Origin of the sequence: Kineococcus sp. R86509 (assembly GCF_042466365.1) — a bacterium.
Taxonomy (GTDB): domain Bacteria; phylum Actinomycetota; class Actinomycetes; order Actinomycetales; family Kineococcaceae; genus Kineococcus.
This window is the reverse complement of sequence record NZ_JAXHCE010000001.1, coordinates 3,272,588-3,286,257: the sequence shown is the minus strand read 5'-3', so window position 1 is coordinate 3,286,257 and position 13,670 is coordinate 3,272,588. Positions and strand designations below refer to the sequence as shown.

The window sequence follows — 13,670 nt, the reverse complement described above, 5'->3', positions numbered from 1 at the left end:
AGGACGTCCACGTCGTAGAGTCCGCGACGTGGACGTCCTGCGTTACGCCGCCTTCACCACGGACCCGGCCGGGGGGAACCCCGCGGGGATCGTCCTCGACGCCGTCGACGCGAGCGCCGGGGAGATGCTCGCCGTCGCCGCGGACGTGGGCTACGCCGAGACCGCCTTCGTCGTCGACACCGCTCACGGCGCGGAACGGCGGTTCGGGTTGCGCTACTTCTCCCCGCACGCGGAGGTCCCCTTCTGCGGGCACGCGACCGTGGCGACGGCCGTCGCCCTCGCCGAACGCCACGGGGCGGGACCCTTCACCTTCCAGACCCCGGTCGGGCTCGTCGCGCTGGAGACCCACCTCACCGACGGCGTGGCCACCGCGTCGTTCACCAGCGTCGAACCCGCGGTCGAGGAGCTGCCGGACGCGACGCTCCGCGAGGTCCTCGACCTGCTGGGGCTGCGGCGGGCGGACCTCGACGCGGACCACCCGCCGCGCCTCGCGGCCGCCGGGAACCCGCACCCGGTCCTGGTGCTGCGGGACGGTCCGACGTTCGACGGGTTCCGGTTCGACCCCGCGCGGGCCCGGCAGGTGCTGGACGCGCACGGCTGGCCGGCCACCGTCAGCGTCCTGCACCGCCGCGAACCCGGGGTGTTCGAGGCCCGGAACCTCTTCCCCGTCGGCGGCATCACCGAGGACCCGGCGACCGGTTCCGCCGCGGCCGCGTTCGGGGGCTACCTGCGCGAACTGCGCCTGGTGGACCCACCGGCCCGGGTGACCATCCTCCAGGGCCGGCACGTGGGCCGTCCCGGCGTGCTCACCGTCGACGTCCCCGCCACCGGCGGCATCGTCGTCACGGGGTCCGCGGTGCCCATCGCGTGACGCGGGTGCGCCACGGTCCCGACCGGAGGGTGGGGACGGAGTGGAACGTTCAGCGGCTCCCCGGCACCCGAAGACCCGCAGAACGTTCCACTCGCGGGTCCATCGCCCTCGAGCACGAGATCGGCGCCTAGCGGGTCACGACGCAGTTGCGCCCCGCCGCCTTCGCGGCGTAGAGACGCGCGTCGGCCGCGGACAGCAGCGACGCCTTGTCCCCCGCGGGATCCAGGGTGGCGACCCCGGCGCTGACGGTGATGCCCCGCCGGGGGGTGACCGCGGACCAGTCGTGCCCCGCGACCGTCCGCCGGACCCACTCGGCCGCACGGGCCGCGTACCCCTCGTCGTCGCTCGCCAGGACGAGCACGAACTCCTCGCCCCCCAGGCGCGCCGCGAAGGAGTCCGGGAACCGCACCACGGCGTCGGCCAGGATGCCGGCGAAGATGCAGAGGACCTGGTCCCCCACCTCGTGGGAGAACGTGTCGTTGACCGTCTTGAAGTGGTCGAGGTCGAGCAGGACCGCGCTCACGAGCCGTCCGCCCACCTGGAACCCCGTGATGAGTTCCGGGAGCCGTTCGTCGACGAAGAGCCGGTTGCCCAGCCCCGTCAGCGGATCGCGACGGGCCTCCTCGCGGTAGCGAGCGGCCTCCTCCCGGGCGACGTCGGTCTCGAACATCGCCTGCCGGGCCCGGGCCTGCGCCTCGCGCTGCTCCGACAGCAACTCCTTGTCGGCCGCGTGGAAGGCCTTGTGGGTCTCGAAGGCCGCCCGCAGGTCGCCGAGGGCGGCGAACACCTCGGCCTGTTCCTCGAGGATCTGGGTGCGGACGTCGGCGAACCCCACCCCGGTGCAGCCGGCCCGGGCCTCCTGGAGGGTCGCCGCGGCCGCGGCGGCGTCCCCGAGGACCCGCTGGGCGACCGCGAGGGTCAGCAGGTAGACGGGGAGGTCGTCGGCGCTCTTGATCTCCATCGCGGAGCTCGCCCGGACCGCGGCCCGGGCGACCTCCTGGGCCGCGGCCGCGTCTCCGCAGAGCAGGTGGATGCGCGCGACGGTGTCGAGGGTGTTCGCGTTCAGCGGGCGGTCGTAGCGCCGGCTGAGCTCCTGGAGCAGGGCGAGTTCCCGTCGGGCGGCCGCGACGTCACCGCGTTCGAGTTCGCAGTAGGCGCGGTTGTTGACGACCAGCAGGTGGAGCTGAGCGTCACCCAGGGCGAGTTCCTCGGCGCGGCGGTACCAGGACCGGGAGTCCTCGTGCGCCCCGAGTTCGTCCAGGAGGTCCGCGACCTTGATGAGGACCCGTGTCCGGACGCGTTGCGGGACGTCGTCGTCGAAGGCCGCCGCCGCGTCCAGGGCGTGCTCGAGCGCCGTCGGCCGGTCGCCGATGTCGGTGAAGGAGCGGGCGAGGACCCAGCTGGCCCGCACCCGGAGCTCGCTCGTGAGGTCGGGGTGCTCACGCCGCACCGCGGCGATGGCGGCCGCCGCGGCCGCACCGTCACCGTCGCGCTGCAGGGCCTCGGCCTCCCAGACGCGAGCGCAGGCCACGGCCCCGCGCGCACCCAGGTCCCAGGCCCGCCCGGCGAGGGATCGGGCCACCCGGGCGCCCTCCGCGGGGTCCATGCCGACCAGGTCGTCGAGCTCGTCGAGCTCGTGGCGCAACTGCTGCACGGGGTCGAGCGAGACGTCGCGCACCGCCACGCCCACACCACCCGTCCTTCGACTCACCGGGTCCCGTCGCGACCCTTCCGTGAGGGATCGGTACCGGGCGGCCGCGACTTGAGCTCAGTCGCGGACGAGCTGCAGACGTCGCGCCTGGTCCGAGGAGAACTTCCGCTCCGGGTCGACCTGGTCACGGACCGTCCGCCAGGCCGGCAGCTCCGGGTACATGCGTGCGAAGCGGTCGGCCGTGGTGCGGGAGTCCTTGGCCAGGTAGAGGCGGCCACCGGCGTCGAGGACCATCTCGTCGAGCAGGTCGCACAGCTGGTCCAGGCCCTTGCGGACGGGCAGGTCCACGGCGAGGGTCCAGCCGCGGGTCGGGAACGACAGCGGGGCGTCGTTGGCGTCCCCGAAGCGCTTGAGGACGTTCAGCGCCGAGATGTGACCGGACTCGACGATGGCCTCCATGCTGGCCTTCAGGACGTCGGTCCGGTCCAGGGGCACGACGAACTGGTACTGCAGGAAGCCGTTCGGACCGTAGGCCCGGTTCCAGTCCGCGAACAGGTCGAGCAGGTGGTAGAACTGCGTGATGTTTTGCACCACACCGGACTTGGTCTTCGACTTCCGGTAGTAGAACTCGTTCAGGGCTTTCGCCGACAGCCGGTTGAGCATCCCCGAGGGGAAGAGGTCGGGGAAGCTCGCGAGCTGCGGGGCGTCGAACTTCAGCGGGTCCTTGCGCAGTTCCGGAGGCAGGTCGGACAGCTTCGCCGAGGAGCCGCGCAGCAGGAACCCGCGACCCATGTGCGGGCCCGTCGTGACGGAGTCGAACCACGTCTTGGAGTACGTGTAGTTCTCGTCGTTCTTCTGCAGCCGCTCGAGCATGTCGTCGAAGTCGGGGGTCTGCTCGACGTCGGCGATGAAGTACGACGTCTCCACGCGGTCCAGGCGGATCTTCGCGCGGAGCACGATGCCGGTCAGACCCATGCCGCCCGTGGTGGCCAGGAACAGGTCGCGGTCCGGGCCGTCGGGGGTGAGGGTGCGCACCTGTCCGTCCGCCGTCAGCAGGTCCAGCGACAGCACGTGGCGGGTGAAGGTGCCCTGGGTGTGGTGGTTGCCGCCGTGGATGTCGGCGCCGATCGCGCCGCCGACGGTCACCTGCCGGGTCCCCGGCAGGACCGGCACCCACAGGCCGTGCGGCACGACGGCGCGCAGCAGCTTGTCCAGGGAGCAGCCGGCGTCGACGTCGGCGGTCGCGGCGTCCACGTCGATGTCGTGGATGCGGTCCAACGCGGTCATGTCGACGACGAGACCCCCCGCGTTCTGCGCCGGGTCGCCGTAGGAGCGGCCGAGGCCCCGGGCGATGACGCCGCGGGGACCGGCGGTGCGCACGGCTTCCGCGATGACGTCGAGGTCCTGGGTGTGCAGGACGGTGGCCGTCGTCGGCGCGGTGCGCCCCCATCCCGTGAGGCGCTGCGTCGTGCGCAGAGCTCCGTCGACGTCGGGGACGGGACCACTCTTGCGACCGGGGAAGCTCACCACGGACGCGAGCCTAACCGCCGGGCCGCGGATCCCACGGACGGCGGCTGCAGTCGGGCCCCGAACCGCCGATCCCCGACCGACCCCGCGCTCCACCTGCTGCCGTCGTTCGTGAGCACCGTCCTGAGGGCGTTCGTGGTGGCGAGACGTGGTTGCCCCGTACCGCACGAAGGGGGCGGGACGGGACCGGCTGGTCGCCGATCCCCCTGGACGTCGGAGCGGCGCGGCGCCGGGTCGGTGGCAGACTCGGCGCCGTGAGCCAACGCACCCGCACCGAGGTCGCCCGACTGGTCGACCACACCCTGCTGAAGCCCGAGGCGACCGCCGCCGACGTCGCGGCGCTGTGCGAGGAGGCTCGGTCGCTGGGCGTCCTCGCCGTCTGCGTCTCGCCGAACATGCTCCCCGTCCGGGGCGAGGGTCTCGTCGTCGCCACGGTGTGCGGCTTCCCGTCCGGCAAGCACACCAGCGCGGTGAAGGCGGCGGAGGCCACCCTCGCCGCGCGGGCCGGGGCGGACGAGGTCGACATGGTCATCGACGTCGGCGCGGCCCTGGCCGGTGACTACGACGCCGTCCGCGACGACATCGCGACCGTCCGGGCGGCGGTCCCCTCCCCGACGGTCCTCAAGGTCATCGTCGAGTCCGCCGCACTGCCCGACGAGGCGCTGGTCGCGGTGTGCCGGGCGGCCGAGGCTGCCGGCGCCGACTTCGTGAAGACGTCGACCGGTTTCCACCCCAGCGGCGGTGCGAGCGTGCACGCCGTCGAGATCATGCACGCGACCGTCGGAGGTCGGCTCGGCATCAAGGCCAGCGGCGGGATCCGTTCGACGGAGGCCGCGCTCGCGCTGCTCGACGCCGGCGCGACCCGCCTGGGCCTGTCGGGAACGGCCGCGGTGCTGGCCGGGTTGGCGGAGTGAGAGCCGTGGAGGGGAACGAGATGGGCGACACCCGGGCCATCGAGTGCTGGCTGACCGACATGGACGGCGTGCTGGTCCACGAGGACCACGCGCTGCCCGGTGCGGCGGAGTTCCTGCAGCGGCTGGCGGACTCGAGCCGCCGGTTCCTGGTGCTCACGAACAACTCGATCTTCACTCCACGCGACCTCGCCGCCCGCCTCTCCCGCAGCGGGATCGAGGTCCCCGAGGAGAACATCTGGACCTCGGCGCTCGCGACGGCGGACTTCCTGGCCCGGCAGATGCCCGGCGGTTCGGCCTACGTCATCGGCGAGTCCGGGCTGACGACGGCGCTCTACGAGGCCGGGTACACGATGACCGACACCGACCCCGACTACGTCGTCCTCGGCGAGACGCGGACGTACTCGTTCGAGGCCATCACGAAGGCGATCCGCCTCGTCGAGGCCGGGGCGCGGTTCATCGCCACGAACCCCGACGCCACCGGCCCCTCGAAGGAGGGGTCGTTGCCGGCGACGGGGTCCGTGGCGGCGCTCATCACCCGCGCGACCGGGGCGGAGCCCTACTTCGTGGGGAAACCCAACCCCATGATGTTCCGGTCGGCGATGAACCGGATCGAGGCGCACTCCGAGACGACCGCGATGATCGGCGACCGGATGGACACCGACGTCGTCGCCGGCATCGAGGCCGGCCTGCGCACGTTCCTCGTCCTCACCGGGTCGACGAAACGCGAACAGGTCCGGCGGTTCCCGTTCCAGCCCCACCGGATCGTGGACGGCATCGGGGACCTGATCGACCTGATCTGAGGTCGGGGCTGCGGGTCAGACCTCGGCGCCGAGGACGTGCGCCATCACGCGGTGGCCCCGGGCCTCGTCGTGCCGGCTCTGCCGTTCGAGGGTGCGCGACAGCAGCAGGTGCGCGAACGCGTCGGACGGCGTGCGGCGCACCAGGTCCCGCGCCTGCTCCTCCGCCTTGGACAGCATGGCGGCACCGAAGTAGGTGCGGGCCAGGAGTTCGCGCAGGGAGCGGTCGTCGGGGTTCTTCTCGACCAGGGGTTCGAGCAGCCCCACGCCCTCGGTGAAGCGGCGGTCGTCGAACGCCTCGCGGGCGAGTTCGAAGCTCAGGAGGTCGATGTTCACGAGGGTCTCAACTAAGCCGTGAGAGCGGGCATTCCCTCAACGCGCCTGAACCCCTTATCGAGGGTGACCAGCACCCTCCTAGCTATCGAGCAGACCGATCAGGAAGTCGCGCGAACTACTGACGTCCACAATTGAGGAGAACCCGGCGTCAAGGACGACCTTGAAGCGACCGTCAAGTTGAGTGACCCCCCGTGACGCACGGCCGGCCCAATGGTGTGTGACGTGAGTTGCGTCGAGGACGGTCCGGTCAAAGATGGGCACGAGTCGCGTGGCGATGCGCCCCGCAGATGAGTCAACGCCGATGAAATAGAACGCTGCGGTGTGCTCCACACTCGCAAGCCAGGCCAACATCTTGTCTACGTTGCAGCCTTTGGGCGCGGATGACTTGCCAATTGTTGTTGTCTTGACATCAACTCCCAGAACCCCGCCGGGGTGTCGGAGGCCAATGTCTTCCAGACGGTGCTGGGGCGTCAGGTGCGTAATCAGCTCTTCTATAGCGTTCCCGCGGAGATTGACATTCTCGACCCGGGCGATGCGAAGAACGTCTTCACTGGCAGTCTGGACGATGCGGTCCAGGCGATCCTGTAGTTCGGAGAATAGACCTGCACTCAACATATTCGCGGTGCGCTGGGGAGCGTTCAGAATGCTCTCCCGGTCCGCAATCGAGACACGGAACGGGCTCCCCGCAGGAAGAATGGCGCTCGTTGCCTCGACGAGGCGCCCCAGATTCTCCTCCCATGTGAAAGCCGCGTGGTGTGCAAACAAGTCGGGAAAGTTCCGCCGTTCGTTGCTGAGACCATCGAGGCTGCTCAAGATGTCCGTCCCGTTGAAGCTCCCCCTCAGTCGGTCTAAAGTCAGGTCCCGCGAGCTATGACTGATTTTGCGCAGTAGGCTGGTGTTACTCAGGCGAAATTCGACCCCTCCCGGTCTCACGATCACCACAATGAAGGGTTCACGGTCGTGCCTTTGTAGAGCAGAGAGCGACAGTACAGTATTTGAAAACGTGGGGCCGTTTGCTTCGGTGAACCGAAGAGCGTACCCGTCTGCAACGTAGACGCTACGCATCCGATGGTTAGAGAATGCGTCGACGAAAGCCTTCTCCACGTCAGCCTTGCGCGCCTGAGGATCACTCTGCTTGTATGCCGACAGGAAATCGAGCGCCGCCCCCCACGGCTCGGAGATCATGCCCAGCCGAGCTCGTGCAGCCGGGCGTCGTCGAGACCGAAGTGGTGGGCGACCTCGTGGACGACGGTGATCCGCACCTCGGCGACGACCTCCGCCCGGTCGGCGCAGACCGCGAGGGTCGGACGGCGGAAGATCGTGATCCGGTCGGGCAGGGCGCCGGCGGCCCACCAGGAGTCCCGTTCCGTCAGCGGGGTCCCCTCGTAGAGTCCGAGCAGGTCGGGCGGGAACTCCGGGCCGGGCTCGTCCTCGACGAGGACGACGACGTTGTCCATCGCGCGCGCCAGTTCCCCGGGGATCGAGTCGAGCGCGTCGCCGACGGCGACCTCGAACTCCTCGAGGCTCAGTTCCACCACGGTGCGGTCAGCGAGCGGCGACGACGCGACGCCGGTCGAACTCGCGCACGGGGGGACGACCCCAGCGCAGCCGCTCCACGAGGACGGCGTCGACCCCGACGGCCGCGCTGCTGACCAGCGCCGACTCCGCGTGGACCCGGACGAGGACGAGGTCGCGGGCGAACCCGGCGTCGTCGGCGCGGACCGTCTCGACGTGCACGACGCCGGACCCGGCGTCGCCGTCCGTCCGCACCGCCGAACGGCGGTGGGCGATGACGGTCACCCGGAAGCGCTTCATGGCTCGATCCTGTCTGCGGGTGCGCCGGCTGTCGAGCACGAGGTCTCAGCTCCGTCTCAGGTCGTCCGTCGTCGATCCCCCCGACCTCTCCACGAGGTGGGTGACCCGTCGGTTCAGCAGCAGCGCGCCCCGGGCCGCGCGGCCTTCGCGTCCGCCCGTCGGCGTTCGAACACCCCGCGGCTCACCGGCGGGTGACCGTGGGCCGCGCAGGACCGGAGGTAGGCCTCCCAGCGGTCGGTCCCGTCGACCTGGCGACGCCACCACCCCAGCGCCCCGAGCAGCGCCCTCACCGTTCCAGCTCCGCCCGCGCGAGCATCAGTTCGCGCTGCTCCTGCGCGGTCACGACGAGCCCGGCCGGTTCGACGAGCTTCGAGGGCACCGCGGGTTCCTCCGTCGTCGGCAGTCCGCCGGCGCGCAGGGCCCGCACCACGACGACGGCCGCGTTGAGCGCGATGACGACGACCAGGACGGCGAACAACGACTGCAGGACCCCGTTGACGGTGGAGTTCGTCACGACCTGCTGCATCTGCGCCGCGTCCTTCGCCGGGGCCAGGACGTCCCCGGCGGCGAGGGCGTCGGAGTACTTCGCGCGCTGGGCGAAGAACCCGATCGTCGGGTCGTCGGAGAACACCTTCTGCCAGCTCGCCGTCATCGTCGTGACGAGGTCCCAGACCAGCGGGACCGCCGTCACCCAGGCGTAGCGGGCCCGGCCGTGCTTGACCAGCAGCGTCGTCACCAGCGTCAGCGCGATCGCCGCCAGCAACTGGTTCGCGATCCCGAACAACGGGAACAACTGGTTGATGCCGCCCAGCGGGTCGGTCACGCCGGTGTAGAGGAAGTAGCCCCAGGCCGCGACGACGACGGCGCTGGCGATGAGGTTCCCCGGCCGCCAGGACAGGTCACCCATCTTCTTCCAGACGTTGCCGAGGGTCTCCTGCAGCATGAACCGCCCGACCCGGGTCCCGGCGTCGACGGCGGTCAGGATGAACAACGCCTCGAACATGATGGCGAAGTGGTACCAGAACGCCTGCAACCCACCGCCGAAGGCCTGGTGGAACACCTGGGAGATCCCGAGCGCCAGCGCCGGGGCGCCACCCGTGCGGGAGACGACACTGTCCTCGCCCACGGCCCGCGCGGCGGCGTCGAGCGCGTCCGGGGTCGCCGTGAACCCCAGTCCGCTGACGAACTGCGCCGCCGTCCCCACGGTGCCGCCGGTGACCCCGGCCGGGGAGTTCACGGCGTAGTAGAGACCCTGGTCGATGACGGAGGCGGCGATGAGGGCGCTGATGGCGACGAAGCTCTCCACGAGCATCCCGCCGTAGCCGATGAAACGCACCTGTCGTTCCTTGGCGACCATCTTCGGCGTGGTCCCCGACGCGATGAGGGCGTGGAAACCCGACAACGCCCCGCAGGCGATGGTGATGAACACGAACGGGAACAGCGAGCCGGCGAACACGGGGCCGTCGCCCTCGCGGGCGAACGACGTCACGGCGTCGTTGGCCAGCACCGGCCGCGCCACCAGCAGGCTCACCGCGAGCAGCAGGATGACGCCGATCTTCATGAACGTCGAGAGGTAGTCGCGGGGGGTCAGCAACAGCCAGACCGGCAGCACCGAGGCGATGAACCCGTACGCCACGAGGGCGATGACGAGGGTCTCCGGGGTGAGGGTGAGGGTGTCGGCCAGACCCCAGGTCTCGACGTAGCCGCCGCCGACGATGGCCGCGAGCAGCAGCACGACGCCGATCGCGGTGGCCTCCAGCACCTTCCCGGGCCGCAGGAACCGCAGGTAGACCCCCATGAACAACGCGATGGGGATGGTCAGCGCGATGGAGAACACCCCCCACGGCGAGGCGGCGAGGGCGTTCACCACGATCAGCGCGAGGACCGCCAGGATGATGATCATGATGGCGAACACGGCGATCAGCGCCGCGATCCCGCCGACCAGCCCGATCTCCTCCCGCACCATCTGCCCGAGGCTCTTCCCCCCGCGGCGCATGGAGAAGAAGAGCACCGTGAGGTCCTGCACCGCCCCGGCGAACAGCACCCCGACGACGATCCAGATCGTCCCCGGCAGGTACCCCATCTGCGCCGCGAGGACGGGCCCGACGAGCGGTCCCGCACCGGCGATCGCGGCGAAGTGGTGCCCGAAGAGGACCCGCCGGTCGGTCACCTCGAAGTCGACGCCGTTCTCGTACTTCTCGGCCGGGGTGGCGCGGCGGTCGTCGGCCCCCAGCACGCGGTAGGTGATGAACCGCGAGTAGAACCGGTAGCCGATGGCGTAGGAGGAGAGCGCCGCGAACAGGATCCACAACGCGTTGACGGACTCGCCGCGGGCCAGGGCCAGGACCGTCCACGCCACGGCACCGACGAGGGCCACGGCGCTCCACACCGCGATCGAGCGTGGTGTCGGACGGCGTCGGACGAGTTCCACCGAATCGGTCTGCAACCGGCTCACGGCCGCCTCCTCGCGGGTCGCTGCGGGTGCGACGGTGCACCCCGCGAACCACGGTAGCGCGGTCACCCACAGCCGCAGCACAGCCGCGGGTCAGTCCTGGACGAGGGCTCCGTAGAGCGGTCCGCGCCGGTCGGTGAGGTAGGGGTTCTCCCGCCGCTGACGGACGACCCGGTCGGCGTCGACCCGGGCGACCAGCAGCGCCTCGCCGTGTTCGACGGAGGCGAGCACGACACCGTCGGGACCGACGACGCTGCTGCGCCCGACGTAGTCGAAGGCGCCCTCGTGACCGTCGTGGTCGACGTAGGCGACGTAGACCTGGTTCTCCCAGGCCCGGACGCGGACGAGCTGCTCCGCGACCCACTCGAAGGGGTGCATCTGAGCGGTCGGCACCACGACGAGGTGCGCGCCCGCGATCGCCGCGGCCCGCACGGCCTCGGGGAACTCGACGTCGTAGCAGATGAGCATCGCGATCGTCAGGCCGCGGAACCGCACCGTGGAGACGAGCTGGTCGCCGGCGCTGAAGGCCGCGCGGTCGACGTCGCCGAAGAGGTGGACCTTGCGGTGGCGGCCGAGCACCTCACCGTCGGGGCCGACGAAGACGGCGACGTTGTAGCAGTGCCCACCCTCGACCTCGGGCATCCCGACGACCAGGGCGAGGCCGTGGCGGCGGGCGGTGTCGCGGACCCGGTCCAGCAGGCCGGGGGCCAGGGCCCGCACCCGCTCCGGGGTGTCGGGGCCGAGGTCGTAGCCGGTGAGGAACATCTCGGGCGTGACGAGCAGCTCGGCCCCGCGGGCCACGGCGTCACCCGCGGCGACCTCGAGGGCGGCGAGGTTGGCCTCGGGATCGCCGGTCGTCCCGGCGGTCTGCAGGCAGGCGATCTCCACGGGCGCGACCCTACGGCCCGGTGGTGTGCGCGGCGGGGGGAGCGCGAGGGAACGGGGCAGTGGTGGGGACGTGACAGGATTCGCCGGTGCGATTGGCTGAGCAGCTCGACGGCAAGCGTTTCCTCCTGACCGGGGTGACGGGCTTCATCGGTGAGGCGCTGCTGCAGCGTCTGCTCGTCGACCTGCCCGGGACGACGGCGGTCGCCCTGGTGCGTCCGAAGCCGGGTCAGTCCGGCGAGGACCGGCTGCGCGGGGTGCTGCGCAAGGAGATCTTCCGCGCCGCGGGTGAGGTCGACGACCTGCTGAAGACGCGGGTGCAGGCCCTCGAGGGCGACCTCGCCGACGTGCCGGAGCTGCCGTCCGACATCGACGTCGTCGTGCACTGCGCGGGTGACGTCTCGTTCGACCCGCTGATCCAGGACGCGTTCACGACGAACGTGGTGGGCACCCGCGCGCTGGTCGAGCGGACGCTGGAGGCCAACGAACGGGGTCACGGCGCCGTCCACTACGTGCACGTCTCGACGGCCTTCGTCGGCGGCCGACGTCGGGGCGCCGTCCCGGAACGCGCCGTGGAGCACCGGGTCGACTGGCGCACCGAGACCGAGGCGGGGCTGCGCCTGGCGGCCCGCATCGAGGAGGACTCCCGCCTGGAGGTGCAGCTGCGGACGTTCCTGCGTGCCGCCGAACGCGACCACGGTCGCGCGGGTCCGCTGAGCGTGGCCGCCGGGGCCGAGGAACGCCGGGTGCGCTGGGTCGCGGACCAGCAGCGCGCCGCGGGCAAGGAACGGGCCCGCACGCTGGGTTGGACGGACTGCTACACCTTCACCAAGTCGATGGGTGAGCGACTCGTCGAGGAGATCGCCGCCCCCGTCATCCCGACGACGATCCTGCGCCCGAGCGTCGTGGAGTCCGCCGTCCAGCACCCGCACCCGGGCTGGATCGAGGGCTTCAAGATGGCCGAGCCGCTGATCCTGGCCTACGGCCGCGGTGAGCTGACGGAGTTCCCGGCGGCACCGGACGCGGTCCTCGACGTGGTGCCCATCGACCACGTCGTGAACGCCATCCTGGTCGCGTCGGCGACCCCGCCGCCGTTGTCGCAGCCGGCGTACTACCACGTGTCCTCGGGCAACCGGAACCCGTTGACGTTCCGCCAGATCTACGAGTTCATCCGCGAGTACTTCACGGAGCACCCCTTCGACTCCTCCCCCGCGGTCATGCCCACGTGGGACTTCCCGGGGGGTCGGGCCGTGGAGCGCAAGGTCCGGGCCGGGGAGCTGCTCACCGGCGCGGGGAACCGGCTGCTGGCGTTCGCGCCGCGCTCGGAACGGGTCCGCGAGGCCTCCCGCAAGCTCGACACCCTCAGCCGGCAGCTCGACAGCGGTCGTCGCTACATGGACCTGTACAAGGCCTACACCGAGGCCGAGCTCCGGTTCGTCGACGACAAGACGCTGGCGCTGCACGAGTCGCTGGACCCCGCGGACGCGGAGCTCTTCGGCTTCGACACCTCGACGGTGGACTGGCGCCACTACTGGCTCGACAGCCACTGCCCCAGCGTCACGACGCAGATGCGCAAGTACGAGGAGATCCGCCGTCGGCGCACGCTGACCGAGTCCACCGGCCCGCGGGCGCTGAAGCCCGTCGCGGAGGGTTCGGCGCCCGTCCTCGCGGTCTTCGACCTCGCCGGGACGCTGATCCCGGGGACCGTCGTCGACTCGTACCTGACGCTGCGCCTCTCGGCGCTGGACGCCCCGGCGCGGGTCGCGGAGTTCGGCCGGATCATGCGCCACCTGCCGGGGTGGATCGCCGCCGAACGGCGCGACCGCGGCAGCTTCCTGCGTTCCCTCTTCCGCGGGTACGCGGGCGTCGACCTGGACCTGCTGGAGGCCTACGTCGACGAGGTGCACGCGCCGCGCTTCCTGGAGCAGGTCTCCTCGGACGCGTTGCGGCGCATCCAGGGTCACCGCGACGCCGGGCACCGGACCATCCTCATGACCGGCGACGTGCGCCAGGTGACGCGGCCGTTGTCGGCCCTCTTCGACGAGGTCGTCTGCACCGACCTGGACGAGGAGCTCGACCTCGGCGGGCGCCGCCGGGCCAGCGGCTTCCTGAAGTCCCCACCCCTGGTCGGGGAGGCGCGGGCCGCCTGGCTGCGCCGCTACGCCGAGGTCGAGGGGGCGGACCTGTCCGCCAGCTACGCCTACGCCGACTCCCACGTCGACGTGCCGCTGCTGAAGTCGGTGGGCAACCCGACGGCCGTCTCGCCCGACGTCCCGCTGTTCCGGGTGGCCCGCGCCTCGCGCTGGCCGGTGGCGGACTGGGCGGCGAGTTCGCCCGCGCGGCGGCTGCGGGTGCCGCAGCAGGTGCTCGCGGGCACCGACTGAGCCGTGCCGGACGGCTCCCCGGGGGGTCGACGTGGCAG

At 71.3% G+C, this 13,670-nt stretch carries 13 protein-coding genes; 4 read left to right on the top strand and 9 right to left on the bottom strand.

Features of this window, described 5'->3' with window-relative positions; translation table 11 throughout:
- Positions 1-28: 28 nt before the first annotated feature.
- On the top strand, positions 29-871 hold the full coding sequence (locus SJY07_RS16045; protein ID WP_380160462.1) for a PhzF family phenazine biosynthesis protein: 843 nt from the start codon (positions 29-31) through the stop codon (positions 869-871).
- 127 nt (positions 872-998) lie between these two features.
- Here SJY07_RS16045 and SJY07_RS16040 read toward each other — a convergent pair whose 3' ends face one another.
- Complete coding sequence (locus SJY07_RS16040) at positions 999-2,549, bottom strand: diguanylate cyclase (RefSeq protein ID WP_380160460.1); 1,551 nt, start codon at positions 2,547-2,549, stop codon at positions 999-1,001.
- A 90-nt stretch (positions 2,550-2,639) separates the two neighbouring features.
- Complete coding sequence (locus SJY07_RS16035) at positions 2,640-4,049, bottom strand: FAD-binding protein (RefSeq protein ID WP_380162359.1); 1,410 nt, start codon at positions 4,047-4,049, stop codon at positions 2,640-2,642.
- Between the two features lie 254 nt (positions 4,050-4,303).
- Between SJY07_RS16035 and deoC the strand changes: the two genes are divergently transcribed.
- Both deoC and SJY07_RS16025 read left to right on the top strand, forming a co-directional pair.
- Positions 4,304-4,963, top strand: a complete 660-nt coding sequence (deoC, locus tag SJY07_RS16030) for a deoxyribose-phosphate aldolase (protein WP_380160458.1) — start codon at positions 4,304-4,306, stop codon at positions 4,961-4,963.
- Between the two features lie 20 nt (positions 4,964-4,983).
- Positions 4,984-5,763: an HAD-IIA family hydrolase gene (locus SJY07_RS16025; RefSeq protein WP_328293233.1), complete on the top strand. Its 780-nt coding sequence runs from the start codon at positions 4,984-4,986 to the stop codon at positions 5,761-5,763.
- 15 nt (positions 5,764-5,778) lie between these two features.
- On the opposite strand, the gene SJY07_RS16020 is transcribed toward SJY07_RS16025, so the two are convergent.
- From SJY07_RS16020 to SJY07_RS15990, 7 genes are all read right to left on the bottom strand, one after another.
- Positions 5,779-6,096, bottom strand: coding sequence for a tetratricopeptide repeat protein (locus SJY07_RS16020; RefSeq protein WP_380160456.1), 318 nt, complete (start codon positions 6,094-6,096; stop codon positions 5,779-5,781).
- 78 nt (positions 6,097-6,174) lie between these two features.
- Positions 6,175-7,281 (bottom strand): hypothetical protein, encoded by a 1,107-nt coding sequence (locus SJY07_RS16015; RefSeq protein ID WP_380160454.1) that lies wholly within the window; start codon positions 7,279-7,281, stop codon positions 6,175-6,177.
- Entirely contained in the window at positions 7,278-7,634 is a 357-nt protein-coding gene (locus SJY07_RS16010; RefSeq protein WP_380160452.1) for a metallopeptidase family protein, read from the bottom strand. Before SJY07_RS16010 ends, SJY07_RS16015 begins: the two co-directional genes overlap by 4 nt.
- Positions 7,635-7,641: 7 nt before the next feature.
- On the bottom strand, positions 7,642-7,911 hold the full coding sequence (locus tag SJY07_RS16005) for a hypothetical protein (RefSeq protein WP_328293237.1): 270 nt from the start codon (positions 7,909-7,911) through the stop codon (positions 7,642-7,644).
- Between the two features lie 113 nt (positions 7,912-8,024).
- Positions 8,025-8,201 carry a CstA-like transporter-associated (seleno)protein gene (locus SJY07_RS16000; protein ID WP_328293238.1) on the bottom strand — a complete coding sequence of 59 codons (177 nt, stop codon included), beginning with the start codon at positions 8,199-8,201 and terminating at the stop codon, positions 8,025-8,027.
- Positions 8,198-10,357, bottom strand: coding sequence for a carbon starvation CstA family protein (locus tag SJY07_RS15995; RefSeq protein ID WP_380162357.1), 2,160 nt, complete (start codon positions 10,355-10,357; stop codon positions 8,198-8,200). The genes SJY07_RS16000 and SJY07_RS15995 overlap by 4 nt, the downstream gene beginning before the upstream one ends.
- Before the next feature lie 99 nt (positions 10,358-10,456).
- Positions 10,457-11,251, bottom strand: coding sequence for a carbon-nitrogen hydrolase family protein (locus SJY07_RS15990; RefSeq protein ID WP_380160449.1), 795 nt, complete (start codon positions 11,249-11,251; stop codon positions 10,457-10,459).
- A gap of 86 nt (positions 11,252-11,337) precedes the next feature.
- Here SJY07_RS15990 and SJY07_RS15985 point away from each other — a divergent pair, with 86 nt between their 5' ends.
- Entirely contained in the window at positions 11,338-13,632 is a 2,295-nt protein-coding gene (locus tag SJY07_RS15985; protein ID WP_380160447.1) for an SDR family oxidoreductase, read from the top strand.
- Positions 13,633-13,670: the final 38 nt, after the last annotated feature.

Coding starts and splice junctions, on each gene's coding strand:
- SJY07_RS16025 (WP_328293233.1), top strand. CDS start 4,984: ATGGGCGACACCCGGGCCATCGAGTGCTGGCTGACCGACATGGACGGC.
- SJY07_RS16015 (WP_380160454.1), bottom strand. CDS start 7,281: ATGATCTCCGAGCCGTGGGGGGCGGCGCTCGATTTCCTGTCGGCATAC.
- SJY07_RS16005 (WP_328293237.1), bottom strand. CDS start 7,911: ATGAAGCGCTTCCGGGTGACCGTCATCGCCCACCGCCGTTCGGCGGTG.